The following is a 16,229-nucleotide window of genomic DNA, read 5'->3' on the forward strand; positions in this document are numbered from 1 at the left end:
CACCTGAGTAAGGAGACACCCCATGCGATCCGGTGCCGACTACGTGCGCGCCCTTGACGACGGGCGCTGCGTGTATGTCAACGGCGACAAGGTGACCAGCGTTGCCTGCCACCCTGCGTTCGCCGGTGTGGTCGCGACGATGGCGGCCGTCTACGACGCCTCGTGCACCGAGGGCTCGGCTCTGGTGGACCCCGACACCGGTCGGCTGGCGATCTTCACCTGCCCGCGGACCCGCGAGCAGCACGACCTGCGCCGGACGGCGCTCGAGGAGTGGAGCGCGCTGACGCATGGCTTCATCGGCCGCGGGCCCGACCACGTTGCCGGCCTGCTGGCCGGGTTCTCCTCCCGCCCAGAGCTTTTCGATACCGAACGGCACAAGCTCGGCCGTAGCGTGCAGTGCTACCACCACTACGCGGCCGCGCGTGGCCTGTGGATCACCAACTCGATCGTCCCGCCACAGGCCAACCCGCACGACCCGACCAGTCGGGTGCAGCCGGTTCGGCTGGTCGAGGAGACCGACGAGGGCATCATCGTCGACGGTGCCCAGATGCTGGGCACCGGCGCCGCGGTGGCGGACGCGATCTTCGTCACCAGCGTCCGGCCGCTGGCCCCCGACGAGACCGCCCGAGCGGTTTCGTTTGTGGTACCGGTCGCAGCGCCCGGCCTGAAGTTGTTGTGTCGCAGGCCCTATGCGACGGCAGGGGAGCAGTTCGACTACCCGCTGAGCGCCCGGTTCGACGAGACCGACTCCATGGTGGTGTTCGACCGCGTGCTGGTGCCGTGGTCGAGTGTGTTCGCCGCCGGCGACGTCTCGGTGGTCAACAGCCAGTTCTTCGGCACCGCCGCCCATCAGATCGGTAACCTGCAGTCGATCATCCGGCTCACCGCCAAGCTGCGCTTCGTCACCGGGGTGGCCAGTCTGATCGTCAAGGCCAACGGCCGCGATACCGACCCGGCGATCAAGGGACAGCTCGCCGAACTGGCTACGGTGCAGACGGTCTCGGAGGCTTTGACCCACGCCACGCACACCCACGCCGAGCCCGACGAATTCGGAGTGTACCGCCCGGCAGGCAAGTACCTCTACGCAGCGTTGGGCATGCAGACCGAGGTCTACCCGAAGGCCATCAGGCTGCTCGGCGAGCTCGCGGGCGGCGGTGTGATCCAAGTGCCCTCGTCGGTGCTGGATCTGCACGACCCCGAGCAGGTGGCAGCGATGGAGGTGGTGATGGGCTCGGACCGGCTTCCGGTGACCGAGAGGGTCAAGCTGTTCAAGCTGGCCTGGGATCTGGTCGGCTCGGAGTTCGCCGGCCGCCACGTGCAGTACGAGCGGTTCTACTCGGGCGCGCCGGCGGTGGTGCGGGCGCAGGCGCACCGCTTCTATCCGTTCGCCGATGCCGAGGCCCTCGTCGGCGACTTCCTGGCGTCCTACAGCGCATGACCGGTCCGACCATCGACCTCGCCGCTGCGCTGGCCCCCACCGGGTTGGTCGGTGTGGCGCCGACCGGGCGAGGTAGCTGCGACGGCATCCGGGTGGCGGTCAAGGATCTGTTCGACATCGCAGGAACCGTTACGGCAGCGGGCAATCCGACGCTGGCCGATGGCCCCGCAGCGACGCGGCACGCGGCGGCGGTGGCGGCGCTGTTGTCGGCCGGGGCGACTGTCGTGGCCAAGACTGCCACCGACGAGCTCGCGATGGGGATGTTCGGCGTCAACGCCCACTACGGCACACCGCCCAACCCGACCGCACCCGATCGGGTGCCCGGCGGGTCGAGCAGCGGCTCGGCAAGCCTGGTGGCCGCCGATCAGGCCGACCTGGGTCTGGGCACCGACACTGGCGGTTCGATCCGGGTGCCCGCCGCGTTCTGCGGGCTGGCCGGCCTGCGTACCACTCACGGGCGTATCGACACAGCGGGGGTGCGGGCGATGGCGCCGGGGTTCGACACGGTCGGGCTAATGGCAGCCGAAACAGGCGTCTTGACAAGGGCTTTCGGCGCACTGGCTGCCCCAAGAGCGCCGCGCCGCATCGCGAAGCTGGTGCTGCTCACCGATCCGGTCGCACTGGCATCGGCCGGCGCGGCGACCCGCACCCGGGCGGTCGCGGCCGACTGGTCACAGCGTCTGGGTCTGCCGCTGCACACCGCAGCCCTGCCCGATGGCGCCGACCTGGTGGACGTGTTCTGGCCGCTGATGAGCGCGCAGCTGTGGGCCACCAACGGCGCCTGGATGATGGGGGCGCAGCCGGTGCTCGGGACGGGCATCGCCGAGCGGATCCACGCCGCCGGCAACGTGACCGAGGCCGAGATCGAGGCCGCCGAAGCGCGGCGCACCCGATTCCGCGAGCGCCTCGACGCGCTACTCGCCGGTGCCGTGGCGGTGCTGCCTACCACGATGGACGCCGCCCCCGCACGCACCGCCGACCACGCCGCGCTGATGGCCTACCGTGACCGCAACCTGGCGTTCGTGGTGCCTGCGTCGCTGGCCGGCGCGCCGCAGCTGACCCTGCCGCAGGGCACGGTCATCGACCCGGCCACCGGCACCGAGGCGCCGGTCGGGGTCTCGCTGCTCGGGCTGCCCGGTGACGACGAGCTGCTGCTGTCGCTGGCGGAGGCACTGCGATGACCGAGCGCCGCGCCCCGGCGCCGTTCGCGCTGAGTACCGACGCGCGCCGGCTGACCGCCCCGTCCGGAGCGACGGTCGTGGTCAATGTCGTGGTCAACATCGAGCATTGGACGCTGGACGCGCCGATGCCCCGGGCCGCACTGCCCGCCCCGCACGGGGTATCGGTGGTGCCCGACGTGGCCAACCACTCGTGGGTGCTCTACGGCCTGCGCGTGGGACTGCCGCGCCTGGCCGCCGCACTCGCGCCGCTGGGCTCCGCGGTCACCGTCGCATTGAACGCCGACGTGATCGACCACTACCCGCAGGTTGCCGACCTGATCGAGGAGCGCGGCTGGGAGGTGGTGGCGCACGGGCTGCGGCAGCGCTCGATCCAGTCCTACGATGCCGAGGAACCCGTTGTCGCCGAGGCGGTTTCGCGGATCCGTCAGCGGTTCGGCAGCGACGGGTGGCCGCGTGGCTGGCTGAGCCCCGGGATGAACCAGACCGACGACTCGCTGCGGATCATGCGCGAGCACGGCCTGGAGTTCAACCACGACTGGATGATCGATGACCGGCCGGTGTGGTTGAGCACGGCGGCCGGCCCGATCCTGGGGCTGCCGTACACGCTGACCCTCAACGACGTCACCACCTACCAGATCGGGCTGCAAGCCGACGGGGCGCTGGCCGACCGCACGCTGCGCAGCCTGCAGCGACACCGCGCCGAAGGCGCGCTCAACCCGGTGGTCATGCCGATCGGGCTGCACCCGCACATCGTCGGGGTGGCGCACCGCATCGGTGAGATCGAGCAGGTCGTGGCGGCCGTCGTGGACGCACCGGATGTCGTGGCGATGACGTCCTCGCAGATCCACGACTGGTACGTCGATCAGGTGCCGGCACCATGACCGTTGCGTTGCGGCCGTGGACTGGGGAGGCCGACGACTACCTGGCCGGGACGGCCCGGCTGCTCGCCGAACTGGAGCCGAGGGTGCGGGCGTTCAGCCACGTCGATCTCGACGGCGCCCGGGCGGACGCCGGCCGGGCCGACGGCCCACTGGCCGGCATGCCGATCGCGGTCAAGGAGATCATCGACGTTGCCGGGATGCCGGTCACGCTCGGCTCGACGGTGTTCACCGGCCGCATCGCCACCCGGGACGCCGAGGCCGTCGCCCGGCTGCGGCGAGCCGGCGCCGTCGTCGTCGGCATGACCACCACCACGCCGTTCGCCTGCGGCACCACCACCGACACCGACAACCCGCACCGGCCGGGCCACACCCCGGGCGGCAGCTCGGCGGGCTCGGCGGCCGCCGTGGGCGCCGGCATGCTGCCGGTGGCGCTGGCCAGCCAGAGCCAGGCCTCCACGCTCCGGCCCGCATCGTATTGCGGCGCATGGGGTTTCAAACCGTCTCACCTGCGGTTTCCGCGGGAGGGTATGCACCTGCTGGCCGGCATCCTCGACGACCTCGGCCTGATCGCCGCCTCCGTTGATGACCTGACCGCGGTGTTCGGTGTGCTGGCCGAACCGCCCGCTGCGCCCCTCACCCCGCGGCGTCCGCTGCGGGTCGGGCGGCTGCGACTCGACGACGGCGGGCTGCCGCGGGCAGCCACCGTCGCCGCCCTCGACGATCTGCTGGGCCGGCTGGGTGCACCTGAGGTCACCGTCGAGGCCGACACCCCGGCGCTGGCCGAGATGGACTGGCTGCTCGCCGGATCCGGACACACCTGCTTCGACCTGTTCGCCGGGCAGAGTGCCACCCGGCTGGCCCACTACGCCGCCGCCGGCGAGCCCGACCCGCGGCTGCGCGAAATGGTCACCCACGCCGCCGAACTCGGTGCAGATGGCGTGGCCCGCGCCCTGGCGCACCGTGACCGGTTGCGCGATGCGTGGGCGGGCCTGGCCGACCACTACGACGTGCTGGTGGCGCTGGCCACCACCAACCCCGCCCCGGTCGGTCACGCCAGCACCGGCTGCCGCCGACTGCCCGCCACCTCGTCGCTGCTCGGCATCCCCGCCCTGACGGCGCCGTGGCTGACGGTCGACGGCCTGCCGCAAGGCGTGCAACTTCTCGGTTTCGAGGGCCGCGACGAGGATTTGCTCGCCGCCGCCCGGGTTCTAACTCTGACAGGAGTGAACGCATGACGGCACTGGACGACCTGAACGAACGGGTTCGCCGGGAACTGGACCTGACCGGCTACCCGCGGCCGCAGTGGTTGACCCCGCGGCACCGTGACGGCGAGCCCGTGGTCGACGTCCTGATCGTGGGCGGTGGCCAGGCCGGGTTGACGGTAGCCTTCGCGCTCAAACGGCGCGCCATCATCAACACGATGATCCTGGAATCCGCACCCGCCGGCTCGGAGGGGCCGTGGACCACGTACGCGGCCATGCACACCCTGCGCACCCCCAAAGGCCTGACCGGTCCGGATCAGGGGCTGCCCGCGCTCACCCCGGAATCCTGGTATTGCGCCGCCCATGGCGACGATGCTTGGGAGGAAATCGATTTCATCCCCAAGGAACACTGGCAGGACTATCTGCTCTGGTTCCGGCAGGTGACGCGGCCCAGGATGCGCAACGACATCGCCGTCAGCGGGATCCGCGACGCCGGCGACGGACTGCTGGAGGTCAGCCACACCGGCGGGCGCACGTTCGCGCGACGGGTGGTACTGGCCACCGGAATGGCGGGCAACGGCGAGTGGAGCGTGCCGCCGGTCATCCGCAACGCACTGCCGCCGCACCGCTACGTACATACTGGCGCACCGGTGGACTTCACCCGCTTCGCCGGCCAGCGGGTCGGGGTGCTGGGCGGCGGCGCGTCGGCGTTCGACTACGGCGCCAGCGCCCTGGAGCACGGCGCGGCCAGCGTCGACCTGTTCTACCGGCGGCCGCACGTTCCGCGGGTCAACCCGTTCCGCTGGATGGAGTTCTACGCCTTCGGCGCGCACTTCCCGGACCTGCCCGACGAGGACAAGTGGAAGTTCACCGTGCAGTTCACCCGCACCAATCAGCCTCCGCCGCAACAGACCTGGTACCGCTGCACCCGGTGGGACACCTTCGCCTGGCATACCGCGGCGGACTGGTCGAGGGTGAAAATGGACGGCGACGAGATCGTGGTGTACACCGGTGCCGGCGAGTTCCGGTTCGACGCGGTGATCAGTGGCACCGGCCCGAACGTGGACCTCACCGTACGGCCCGAACTGCGGGAACTGACACCACACGTCGCGCTGTGGGGGGATCGCTTCGCCGCCCCGGCCGGCTGGGAGGACGACGCCCTGATCCGCTACCCGTACCTCGGGCCGGGCTTCGAGTTCACCGAGCGCGATCCCGGAACGGCGCCGTGGCTGACGCGAGTGCACGACTTCGCCTATGGCGCAAGGCTCTCCATGGGTCTCAGCGGTAACATGAACTCGGGCTTGGCGGCCGGCGGCCGGCGGCTGGCCGAGGCGCTGTCGCGGGGCCTGTTCCTGGAGGACCGGCACCAGCTCTTCGCCGCCTATCAGGACTACGACGTCCCCGAACTGGTGGACCTGGGCCGGCCGACCGAGCGGGTGGGTATGACGTGACCCGTGATCTCGTCGGCTACGGCCGAAACCGCCCCGACCCGCGGTGGCCGGGCGGTGCCCGCCTGGCGGTCAACATCGCGGTCAACATCGAGGAGGGCGCGGAGGATGCTGTTGGCGACGGCGCTGCACGCAGCGAGGCGCCGCTGACCGACGCCGCGGACGCCGGTGCCGACGTGCCGGGCCGCGACCTGGCGGCCGAGTCGATGATGGCCTACGGCAGCCGGGTCGGCTTCTGGCGGGTGTACCGCCTGCTCGCCGAACGCGGTATGGTGGCGACCGCTTCAGCGTGTGCGGTTGCGCTGCAACGCAATCCGGCCATCGCCGTCGCAGCCCGCGAGGCCGGGTGGGACCTGCTTGGCCACGGCTACCGGTTCGCTAAGCACTACCTGCTCGCGCCCGACGAGGAACGCAGGCAGATCGAGCTGGCGCTGGCCTCGTTCGAACAGAGCTGGGGGTCCCGGCCGGCCGGCTGGTACTGCCGGTACGGACCGTCGCTACACACCCGCGAAATCCTGCTCGACACGGGCGGTTTCAGCTACGACTCGGATGCCTACGACGACGAGCTGCCGTACTGGACGCGGGTGGGGGAGCGGCCGCACCTGGTCATCCCGCACACGTTCTCCAACAACGACAACAAGTATGCGAAGGGCTGGTGGTCCACCAGCGACGACGCGTTCACCTACCTGCGCGACGCGTTCGACGTCCTCTACGCCGAGGGCGCGGCCATGCTGGTGGTGTCGGTGCACCCCCGGCTGTCCGGTCACCCGGCCCGCGCGGCCGGGCTGGCGCGGTTCCTCGACTACATGCTGGGCCACGACGAAGTCTGGGTGTGCACCCGCGCGGCGATCGCCGCGCACTGGCGCCGGACCCATCCCCATGACTGAGCGCCTGCTGTTGCACGGCGGGATCGTGTTGACCGGCCCCGGCTGGTGCCCCGAGCCCGCCGACCTGCTCATCGCCGCGGACGGCGGCATCGAGGCGGTCGAGGCGCCCGGGCACCTCGCCGGAGCCGACGCCGCGATCCGCGACATCACGGGCCGGCTGGTGATCCCGGGACTGGTCAACGCGCACACCCACTCCCACACCGCCCTGGCGCGCGGGGCGGCGCGGGCCTGGACGCTGGAGGCCTCGTTGCTCAACGGCGGGTGGATGGCCGCACCCCGCTGCGAGGAACTCGCTGAGCTGGCCGCTGTGCTGACCGCCACCGAGCTGATCGCCTCCGGCTGCACCGGCGCGTTCGATCTGCTGGCGCAGACCGGTGGTCCCGACCCGGCCGGCTGCTATGCCGCCGCCCGTGGCTACGCCCGGGCGGGGCTGCGCACCGTGCTCGCACCGATGGTGGCCGACCGCACCGTGCACGAAGCGATCTCCACGATCGGCGCGTGCTGCGGAATACCGCCGCCGGGCCCGCCCACAGCCGACATCCTCACCGCGTGCACCGCCTACGTCGAGGACTTCCCGGCGCTCGGAGATGTCACGCCGGCGCTGGCGCCGACCATCCCGGCGCACTGCTCCCCGGAGCTGACAGTCGGGCTGGCCGAGCTGGCCGCCCGGCACGGGCTGCGAGTGCACACCCATCTCGCCGAGTCCAAACCGCAGGCGCTGGCCGGCGCGTCGCGCTTCGGGCACTCGATCACCCGCGAACTGGCTCGCCTCGGGCTACTCGACGAACGGCTCACGGTGGCCCACGCCGTCTGGGTCGACGACCATGACATGCGGTTGCTGGCGGATGCCGGCGTGGTCGCGGTCACGGTGCCCGGCAGCAACCTGCGGCTGGGCTCGGGTGTGGCCGACACCAGCGGGCTGCTGGAGGCCGGGGTGCGGCTGGCGGTCGGCACCGACGGCGCCAACTCCGCCGACGCCTTCGACGCACTCGACGCGGTCCGGCTCACCGCGCTGCTCGCTCGGGTCAGCGAGCGGCCGGCCGAGCAGTGGCTGACCGTCGAGGAGGTCCTGGATGCCGCCACGGTCGGCGGCGCGGCAGCCTGCGGCTGGACCAACACCGGCCGGCTGGCCCCCGGTCAGCGCGCCGACCTCGTGCTGCTCGATCTCGGGGCGCGGGCCTTCCGGCCGCGCACCGACCTGGCTAACCAGCTGCTGACCGCGGCGCGCGCGGCCGACGTCACCGACGTCGCCATCGGCGGCCGGTTCGTCTACCGCGACGGCGCGTTCCCCGACGTCGACGTCGACGCGGCGCTGAACCGGTTCGACGAGCTGGCAACGGAATTCAGCGCCCGGGTGGCCCCGGCGCGGGCCGACGCCGACCGTCAGGCGACGGAGGCGGCGACCGCGCTGGCGCAGCTGCGCCGCGCGCCGTCGCCGGTGCGCCGCCTCATCGAGTGGCGATGAACACCCCGTGCGGACGCTGGTAGTCGCTCGACTCGTGCACGTCGGTCAAGCCGGCCGCGCGCAGCAACTCGATGAACTCCTCGGAGCGCCGGGCCCGGCCTGCGGTCTCCACTCGCATCATCAGGTCGAACATCGGGCCGAACGTGCCCGGCGGATCGCCGGGCAACTCGAATACCACCACCTGCCCGCCGGGGCGGCACAGCGCGGCTGACACCTGCAACACCGCCGCGCAGTCGGTGTCGTCGAGGTCGTGCAGCAGGTGCGACAGCAGCACCACGTCGTAGCCGCCCTCGGTGCCGGCTCGATCGGCGGCGCCCGACGCGAGCAGGTCCACCTCCCTCACGTCGACCATCTCGCCGACCCCGAACTCGGCGAGATGGTCGCGCGCCCATGCCGCGACGGGCGGCAGGTCGATCAAGGTCACCCGCGCGCCGGCAGCGGCCAGCGGTGCGGCATAGGAGCCTAGGCCGCCGCCGAGGTCGGCGATCTTGGCGCCCGGCCCCACTCCGGGTAGCCGGGTCAGATCGGGGCCGGTCTCGCGGGCGAGAACGATGAGCGCCCTGAGGAATTCGCGCACCTGGTCGGGGTCGGCGGCCAGCCGCGTCCGCCACGGGTCGAGCCGGGGCCGGCCGGTGCGCACGCTGTCGGCCAGCGACAGCCACGCGTTGGCGAAGAACGCCTCCTTCTCGGCGATCAGCCGCAGGTCGCCATCGGCGCGGAGCCGGCGCGCCACCGGTACCGCCTGATAGCGGCCGGAGTCGACGGTGAGCAAGCCCAGTCCGGTCAGTGCGTCCAGCAGGGCTCGGGTGGCCAGCGGTTCGGTGCCGAGTCGCTCGGTGACGGCATCGGCGGGCAGTGGCGCGTCGCCGAGCACGTCGAATACCCCGAGGCGGGCGGCCGCGGTCAGCGCCGCCGCCGGTTGGTAGCCGGTCATCGTGTCGATGACGTCGAACACGCCCAGGCTCATCTCGGTCCCTTTCGCATCGCGCGGTACGCCTTGAGGCCGGACCACAGGGTGCGCGCCTCCCGCGCCACGCCGTCCAGCCGGTCTCGGCGTCGCGTCCCCAGCACGGCCGCCGCGGCGGCGCTGCCCGACACACCGGACAGCCCGCCGCCGGGGTGCTGCCCGGCGCCGGTGAGGAACAGCCAGGGCAGCTCGGTCCGCATATCGGCGTGCCCGGGCGGGCGCCAGCCCAGCAGCTGGTCGAGGGTGTTGTCGAGGTGGTTCGGGTTGCCGTCGCCGCCGATGCGCGCCGCCCAGGTCAGTGGCCCGGACACCACGACGTCGACCAGCCCGACGCGTAGGTCTACGCCGAGCACCGAGCCCACCTGGTCGATCACCCGGTCGGCGGCCTCGCGTTCGCGCTCCGGGGTCCACGGGCCGTCGGCCCGGTGCAGCGGCACGATCGAGCTCATCCACACCGCGCTGCCGGTGACCCCCTCGGGCTGGCGGACCTGACCGACCATCGACCACGGTGATGACGGCAGCCGTCCGGCCAGCACGTCGGCGAACCCGCTGCGGACGTCCTGCGGTGTGGCCAGCGCGTACCAGACGGCGTCGGGGTCCTCCAGCGGCAGGGTGAGAGCCCGGTCGTGGACGACGGTGACGGTCAACTCGGCGATGTTGAAGTGTCCGCTGTGTAGCCCGCGGGCGATAGCGCGCATCGCCGGGGCGGGGTCGGTGAGCAGGGCGGCGGTGCGCGGCAACCCGATGGCCGAGACCACCGCGTCGGCGGTCAGTATCGTGCCGTCAGCGAGTTCAACTCGGCCGCAGCAGTTTCCGTCACTTGCCAGTGCGACGGCGGCGGCGCCGGTGCGCACCGTGGCGCCCGCCCGTTCGAGTGCGGCGACCAGCGCGTCTACCAGCGCCCGGGACCCGCCGGCGGGGCGGACGGCGGCGCCGCGATGCGCCGCGGGCAGCAGCAGCGCGAACAGGCCGCTGCCCGGCGCCCACGCCGGAACCTGCGCGTGCGCGGCCTGCAGGGCCATCGCCGCCCGGGTGTGCGGATCGGCGACGGCGGCCTCGAGCACCGTCTCGGCGGACTGCAGCAGCGTACGGAACAGTTCGTCACCGCCGGGCAGCGCCGCCAGCGCGGCCGCCACGTGAGTCAGCGTAGGGGCGCTGTCGAAGGTGTCTAGCAGCCTGAACAGGGCATCGGACAGTTCGACGAGGCGCTGGTAGGCGGGTCCGTCGTCACCCAGCGCCGCGACGGTGGCCGCGACGTCGGTGTAGAAGACGCGCCGCTGCCCGTCGCCGAACGCGACACCGGCCAGCACCAGATGCTCGCGGTAGCGCAGGGCGCGGTCGCCGAGGGCAGGGTCGTCGAGGCCGAGCTCGACGGCGACCGGGTACACGCCGCCGTGCTCGAACGCGCCGCGTTCGACCAGCACTCCGGACGGGTGCCGTTCGGTCCACACGCAGCCGCCGGGTTCGGCGCCCTGTTCGACGACGGTGACGCGGCGCCCGGCCCGGGCCAGTCGCAACGCGACGATCAGCCCGTTGTGCCCACCGCCGACGACGACCACGTCGGACACAGCGCTCACCGGGACACCACGGAATGACCGGCGGCGACCAGCCCGGCCTTCACCCCGACCCGGTCGGCCAGCGGACGGCAGCGCACGATCTGGGCGGCCTCGTCGACGGTGGTGCAGCGGTGATCGGCCACCACCTGCACGCCGTCCACCCACACGTCGCGCACCGACCGCGGCGACGCGCCGTAGACCAGTTGGGCCACCGGGTCGTGCAGCACCGCGACGTCCACGGTGTCCTGCAGCAGCACCAGGTCGGCGCGTTTGCCCGGCTCCAGCGACCCGATCAGGTGGTCCAGGCCCAGCGCCCGCGCGCCGTCGATGGTGGCCATCGTCAGCACGTCGAGCGCATCGATCACCAGTGCGTCGAGGTGGTGGACCTTCTGCAGCAGGGCCGCCGTCTTGACGGCCTGCAGCATGTCCTGGCTGTCGTTGGAGGCGGCGCCGTCGGTGCCGATGCCGACGGGTACGCCGGCCGCCCGCAGCCGCGGCACCGGGCAGACGCCCGAGGCCAGGATCATGTTGGCGACCGGGTTGTGGGCGATCGCGGCACCGTGTCGGGCGAAGGTGGCGATGTCGGCCTCGGTCAGCCACACGCCGTGCCCGGCGATGAGCGGCCGTTCGAACAGCCCGGCCCGCTCGGAGTGCTCCACGGTGCGGTGCCCCCAGCGGTGCCGGGCGGTGGTCAGCTCCTCACGCACCTCGGCCAGGTGGGTGTGCACACTCCAGCCGGCGCCGCGGCACTGTTCCACCCCGGCCGCGAGCAGTTCGTCACTCTGCCCGAGCAGGGTGCCGACGCCGTAGCGGAAGTCCACCAGCGGCGCGGCCGCGGCGTGCGCGGCCAGGTCGTGCTGTTCGGCGAGCACGTCGTCGATCACCTCGGCGGCCGTCACCGTGGTGCTGCGCTCGAGCAGCGGCAGATCCTCGGCCCCGTAGGCGACCACGCCGCGCATCCCGGCCCGGGTCAGCCCGTCGACCACACCGAGACTGGCCCGCGAGCCGATGTTGGTGTGGCAGAACATGTCGTTGACGGTGGTGACCCCGGACAGCAGCATCTCGACGGCGCGCAGTGCGGTGCCCTCGGCGGCGTCCTCGCGGGTCAGCACCATGCCCAGCGGCGCGACCACCCCGTCTGCCCACTCGAACAGCGACAGCTCCGAGCCCATCCCGGTGGCCAGCGATTCCGACAGATGGGTGTGGGTCGAGATCAGTCCCGGGATCACCAGCCCGGTGCCGTCGCCGTGCACCGGCAGGTCCGGCTGAGCGGCGGCCAGGGCGGCGTAGCCGCCGACCGCGACGATGGCGCCGTCGCGCACGTGCACCGCTGCGTCGGCGAGCACGCCGTCCAGATGAGCGCCGGGGGTGCGGTCGCGCTCGGCGGGTGCGGGCAGGCCGGCCATCGACAGCACGTAGCGGCCACGGACCAGGAACTCGGTCACGACGCCACCTCGGCGAGCACGGTGCGCAGCACGCCGATGAAGGTGTCGATCTCGGCGTCGCTGATGACCAGCGGGGGCATGATCCGCACCGTGCCCGACTGGTTGAGCACCGAGCCGACCAGCACCCCGTGCTGTTGCATCCGCGCCACCAGCGGGTTGGCGTCCACGGACAGCTCGATCGCGCACCACAGGCCCCTGCCGCGGATGTCGATGAGCAGACCGGGAAACTCGTCGCCCACCGCGCTGAGCCCGCCGCGCAGGTAGGCGCCGGCCTCCACGACACGGTCGAGCAGGCCGTCGGCGATGATGTCGAACGCGGCGATGCCGGCTGCGCACGCCACCGGGTTGCCGCCCATGGTGGTCAGGTGGGACAGCGGAGGGTCGACGAAGGTCGCGAACAGTTCCGCCGAGGCGAGCACCGCCCCGAGCGGCAATCCGCCGCCGACGGCCTTGGCCATCGTGATGATGTCGGGACGCACATCCACATGTTGGTGGGCGAACCACTTGCCGGAGCGGCCCATGCCGCCCTGCACCTCGTCGACGATCAGCAGCGCTCCGGCGGCGTCGCACAACCCGCGCAGCCCGGGCAGGAAGTCGTCGGACGGCACCCGGATCCCGCCCTCGCCCTGGATGGGTTCGACGATCACCGCCGCGGTGCGCTCGTCGATGGCTGCCGCGGCGGCGGTCAGGTCGTCGTAGGGGACGAAGACCACCTCCTCGAGCAGGGGTTCGAACGGGAGGCGCCACTCCTCGCGCCAGCTGACCGACAGGGCGCCCAGCGTGCGGCCGTGGTAGGCGCGTTCGAACGCTACGAACTTGGGCCGGCCGGTGTGCTTGCGGGCGAGTTTCAGTGCGCACTCGCTGGATTCGGCGCCCGACGACGTCAGGTACGCCATGTCGAAGCCGTCACCGGCTGCGCCGGTGAGCCGTTCGACGAGCTCGACCTGTTCGGGGACCACGAACCGGCCGTAGACGTTGACGTGGGCGTAGCGGGCGGCCTGTTCCTGGATCGCCGCGACCACCTTCGGGTGGCAGTGCCCGACGTTGGCGACGCCGATGCCGGAGGTCATGTCGAGGTAGCTGCGGCCGTCGGCGGTGGTGACGGTGCAGCCGCGGGCCTGCGCGACCACGAACTCCTTTCGGCCCGGCACGGTTTGGGACAAGTGGGCGACGAAGCGGTCCCGATAGGACTCGATCTCGCGGCTGGACATGGTGGGGTTCAACGGATCTCCTGGTTGGATGTGAGGGGTCGCGGGGCGCGGCCCATCACGTCCGCGGGCAGCCGGCCGGGACCGTCCCGGCTGGCCGCAGGCCCCGCAGTGCTATGAAGCGGGTCCGGGTGAGTTCGCCGAGCGTCCAGCCCAGGCCTTCTCGTCCGCTGCCGGCGAGGTCGACGCCGCCGAACGGGACGATCGGCGGCCGATAGTTGTTGGTGCCATTGACCACGACGCCGCCGAAGTCGAGCCGGGAGGCCATCGCCACCGCGGCCGGCCAATCGGCGGAGAACACCGCGGCGGTCAACCGCAGCCGGGTGGCGTTGGCCAGGGCCAGCGCCTCGGCGTCGGAGTCGACGGCGGTGACCGGGAACACCGGGCCGAAGATCTCGTCGTCGTGCAGCACTGCGGCCGCGGCGGGCACGTCGGCCAGCACGGTCGGGGCGCACCAGGCGCCGTCGGGCGGGCTTCCGAGCAGCCGGGTGGCGCCGTCGTCGACCGCGCGGATCACCTGTTGTTCGACGCGGGCCGCCGCGGCGTCGTCGATGAGCGGCCCCAGGCGGGCGCCGTCGGCCAGCGGGTCCTGGGGGGTGATTTCGCCGAGCGCGGCGACCAGCCGGTCGGTGAGCTCGGTGGCCACTGAACGATGTGCGATAAGCCTTTTCGTGGCCGCGCAGGCCTGCCCGTTCATCAGCAGCCGGCCGCGCAGTGTCTCGGAGACCACTAGGTCCAGGTCGGCGTCGGCGCGCACGATGGCCGCGCCGTTGCCACCGAGTTCCAGGTGCAGCGGCCGCAGCAGGTGGGCGGTGGATTGGGCCACCGACACCCCGGCGCCGACCGACCCGGTCAGCGACACCGCGTCGACGCCGGCGGCGCAGCACAGCGCGGCGGAGGTCGGTGTGTCGGCGTCGACGTACTGCAGCACCCCGGACGGCAGGTGGCGGGCCAGCACGTGGAGGGCGGCCTGGGTGGCCAGTGGGTTCTGCGGCGGCAGTTTGACGATCGCGACGTTGCCCGCGGCCAGCGCGGCGGCGGCCTTCTCCATCGTCAGTTCGATGGGGAAGTTGAACGGGATGACGGCTACCACGACGCCCAGCGGGACCTGCTCGACGAAGGTGAGGTCGCGTTCGCCGCCGGGCAGCGCGCCGGTGGGGGCCAGCGCGCCCGCCAGCATGCGGCCCAGTTCGGCGTTGCGGCGTAGCAGCGCGATCGCGCCCATGACCTCGTGGCGGGCCTGCGGCAGGATCTTGCCGGACTCGCGGGCATGAGATAGCGCGAGTTCTTCTGCACTGCGGGCCACTTCGTCGGCGGCGGCGTCCAGTAGGGCGGCCCGCTGGTGTGGTGCCGCGGCAGCCCAGGCGGGGTAGGCGGCCCGTGCCGCGGCCACCACCGACTCGACGTCGTCGAGCGCCAGTGCGGTGATCTCACCGACCGGCTCGCCGCTTCCCGCCGCGCGTACGGTGCGCGGGGTCAGGGTCACAGCCGGGCCGCCTCGGCAGCTAGCCGCGCCACCAGTGCCGCAGTCAGCTCTGGCAGCCCCAGCGGGGTGTCGTGGCCGTCGCCGCGGGCATAGACGGCCCGAATCGAGTGGCCCTCCACGCGACGTCCTTCGCGGTGAAGTCGTTCGGCGAGTTCGCCTTTGGCCTGGGCGATCTGCTCCCGGGTGGGCAGGATGTCGACCACACCGGGCACGGCGTCGAGCGCGCCGCGCAGCTTGACCGCCCCCCGGACCCCGCGCCGCGAAGTGGGCAGTCCGTCGTCGGCGCGGAAGGCGGCGTCGGCCAGGAAGCTGCGGTGCGTCAGGCCGGGGGAGACCCATGCCAGCAGCGTCTGGTAGGCCGGGGCAATCCGGGCGAGCACCACGCCCAGCCCGTCGGCCATCGCGTTGTGCATCTCCGCATACGCCTGCCGCTCGGCCGGACCCCACGTCCAGGTCCCGTCCGAGTGGGGCGTGGCGGTGCAGTCGTGGCGTTCCGGAGACACGGAGCTGCTCCGGTTTTCGAACATGCCCGGGTCGTCGTAGGAGGTGGCCGGGGACTGCGCGCCGCGGAACGTCATGGTCAGCTCGTAAGGCACCAGCACCAGCGGCTCGGAGATCACGAACCGGTCCAGGACAACGCCGTCACGTAGCAGGGGTGCGACGTTGAGCACGTCGGGATCCGCCCCGTCGTCGAGCACGTCGAGCAGTTCGGCCGGGCCGTCGTACCGGCGCGACGGGCGCCAGCCGGCAGCCAGCAGCGCGCTGTTGACGGCGCGGTGCTCACGGCTTGTGGCGTACGGCTTGTACTTGGTGCACGGCAGCAGCAACCCCAGTCGGCCGCGGGTGCCCGGCATCGGCATGGGCTCCCAGTCGTGCTGGACGTAGGCCAGCCACTCGGCGACCCGCTCGTGGCGCAGCGCGTCGACATTGGCCTGCGGCGAGTAGAACCGCATCGTCGGGTCGAGCGCGAACGGCGGGCGGATCTTGCGTTGGGAGGACGCCAGCCGGTTGCGGGGATGCAGCGCGTCGGCATCCGGGCCGGCCAGCGTGGCGGTGTCTGTCACC

Annotated in this window: 13 protein-coding genes; 7 read left to right on the plus strand and 6 right to left on the minus strand. The window is 72.3% G+C overall.

Annotation, left to right across the window (positions count from 1 at the left end; translation table 11 throughout):
- Positions 1-22: 22 nt before the first annotated feature.
- The 7 genes from ACXDF8_RS06285 to ACXDF8_RS06315 are packed head-to-tail and all read left to right on the plus strand — an operon-like array spanning position 23 to position 8,502.
- Positions 23-1,438, plus strand: coding sequence for a 4-hydroxyphenylacetate 3-hydroxylase family protein (locus tag ACXDF8_RS06285; RefSeq protein WP_457222397.1), 1,416 nt, complete (start codon positions 23-25; stop codon positions 1,436-1,438).
- Positions 1,435-2,619 carry an amidase family protein gene (locus ACXDF8_RS06290; RefSeq protein WP_457222398.1) on the plus strand — a complete coding sequence of 395 codons (1,185 nt, stop codon included), beginning with the start codon at positions 1,435-1,437 and terminating at the stop codon, positions 2,617-2,619. The genes ACXDF8_RS06285 and ACXDF8_RS06290 overlap by 4 nt, the downstream gene beginning before the upstream one ends.
- The gene (locus ACXDF8_RS06295) at positions 2,616-3,500 is read left to right on the plus strand and encodes a polysaccharide deacetylase family protein (protein WP_457222399.1); all 885 of its coding nucleotides are present in this window, start codon (positions 2,616-2,618) and stop codon (positions 3,498-3,500) included. The genes ACXDF8_RS06290 and ACXDF8_RS06295 overlap by 4 nt, the downstream gene beginning before the upstream one ends.
- Entirely contained in the window at positions 3,497-4,735 is a 1,239-nt protein-coding gene (locus tag ACXDF8_RS06300) for an amidase (protein WP_457222400.1), read from the plus strand. Before ACXDF8_RS06295 ends, ACXDF8_RS06300 begins: the two co-directional genes overlap by 4 nt.
- Positions 4,732-6,153, plus strand: a complete 1,422-nt coding sequence (locus ACXDF8_RS06305) for an FAD/NAD(P)-binding protein (RefSeq protein WP_457222401.1) — start codon at positions 4,732-4,734, stop codon at positions 6,151-6,153. Before ACXDF8_RS06300 ends, ACXDF8_RS06305 begins: the two co-directional genes overlap by 4 nt.
- Complete coding sequence (locus ACXDF8_RS06310) at positions 6,150-7,037, plus strand: polysaccharide deacetylase family protein (protein WP_457222402.1); 888 nt, start codon at positions 6,150-6,152, stop codon at positions 7,035-7,037. The genes ACXDF8_RS06305 and ACXDF8_RS06310 overlap by 4 nt, the downstream gene beginning before the upstream one ends.
- Positions 7,030-8,502, plus strand: coding sequence for an amidohydrolase family protein (locus ACXDF8_RS06315; RefSeq protein ID WP_457222403.1), 1,473 nt, complete (start codon positions 7,030-7,032; stop codon positions 8,500-8,502). The genes ACXDF8_RS06310 and ACXDF8_RS06315 overlap by 8 nt, the downstream gene beginning before the upstream one ends.
- Here the strand turns inward: ACXDF8_RS06315 and ACXDF8_RS06320 are convergent.
- The 6 genes from ACXDF8_RS06320 to ACXDF8_RS06345 are packed head-to-tail and all read right to left on the minus strand — an operon-like array spanning position 8,486 to position 16,228.
- Positions 8,486-9,469, minus strand: coding sequence for a methyltransferase (locus ACXDF8_RS06320; RefSeq protein WP_457222404.1), 984 nt, complete (start codon positions 9,467-9,469; stop codon positions 8,486-8,488). The genes ACXDF8_RS06315 and ACXDF8_RS06320 overlap by 17 nt on opposite strands.
- The gene (locus ACXDF8_RS06325) at positions 9,466-11,046 is read right to left on the minus strand and encodes a phytoene desaturase family protein (protein WP_457222405.1); all 1,581 of its coding nucleotides are present in this window, start codon (positions 11,044-11,046) and stop codon (positions 9,466-9,468) included. The genes ACXDF8_RS06320 and ACXDF8_RS06325 overlap by 4 nt, the downstream gene beginning before the upstream one ends.
- Positions 11,043-12,470: an amidohydrolase family protein gene (locus ACXDF8_RS06330; RefSeq protein WP_457222406.1), complete on the minus strand. Its 1,428-nt coding sequence runs from the start codon at positions 12,468-12,470 to the stop codon at positions 11,043-11,045. The genes ACXDF8_RS06325 and ACXDF8_RS06330 overlap by 4 nt, the downstream gene beginning before the upstream one ends.
- On the minus strand, positions 12,467-13,693 hold the full coding sequence (locus ACXDF8_RS06335) for an aspartate aminotransferase family protein (RefSeq protein WP_457222407.1): 1,227 nt from the start codon (positions 13,691-13,693) through the stop codon (positions 12,467-12,469). The genes ACXDF8_RS06330 and ACXDF8_RS06335 overlap by 4 nt, the downstream gene beginning before the upstream one ends.
- A 43-nt stretch (positions 13,694-13,736) precedes the next feature.
- A complete protein-coding gene (locus ACXDF8_RS06340) occupies positions 13,737-15,164 on the minus strand; it encodes an aldehyde dehydrogenase family protein (RefSeq protein ID WP_457222408.1) in 1,428 nt (475 codons plus the stop codon).
- The gene (locus ACXDF8_RS06345; protein WP_457222409.1) at positions 15,161-16,228 is read right to left on the minus strand and encodes a hypothetical protein; all 1,068 of its coding nucleotides are present in this window, start codon (positions 16,226-16,228) and stop codon (positions 15,161-15,163) included. Before ACXDF8_RS06345 ends, ACXDF8_RS06340 begins: the two co-directional genes overlap by 4 nt.
- Position 16,229 lies beyond the last annotated feature (1 nt).

This window comes from Mycolicibacterium sp. CBM1 (genome assembly GCF_054073305.1).

Excerpts from the sequence above, each read along its gene's own strand:
- ACXDF8_RS06305 (WP_457222401.1), top strand. The coding sequence starts at position 4,732 with ATGACGGCACTGGACGACCTGAACGAACGGGTTCGCCGGGAACTGGAC.
- ACXDF8_RS06285 (WP_457222397.1), top strand. The coding sequence starts at position 23 with ATGCGATCCGGTGCCGACTACGTGCGCGCCCTTGACGACGGGCGCTGC.
- ACXDF8_RS06295 (WP_457222399.1), top strand. The coding sequence starts at position 2,616 with ATGACCGAGCGCCGCGCCCCGGCGCCGTTCGCGCTGAGTACCGACGCG.
- ACXDF8_RS06290 (WP_457222398.1), top strand. The coding sequence starts at position 1,435 with ATGACCGGTCCGACCATCGACCTCGCCGCTGCGCTGGCCCCCACCGGG.
- ACXDF8_RS06320 (WP_457222404.1), bottom strand. The coding sequence starts at position 9,469 with ATGAGCCTGGGCGTGTTCGACGTCATCGACACGATGACCGGCTACCAA.
- ACXDF8_RS06315 (WP_457222403.1), top strand. The coding sequence starts at position 7,030 with ATGACTGAGCGCCTGCTGTTGCACGGCGGGATCGTGTTGACCGGCCCC.
- ACXDF8_RS06300 (WP_457222400.1), top strand. The coding sequence starts at position 3,497 with ATGACCGTTGCGTTGCGGCCGTGGACTGGGGAGGCCGACGACTACCTG.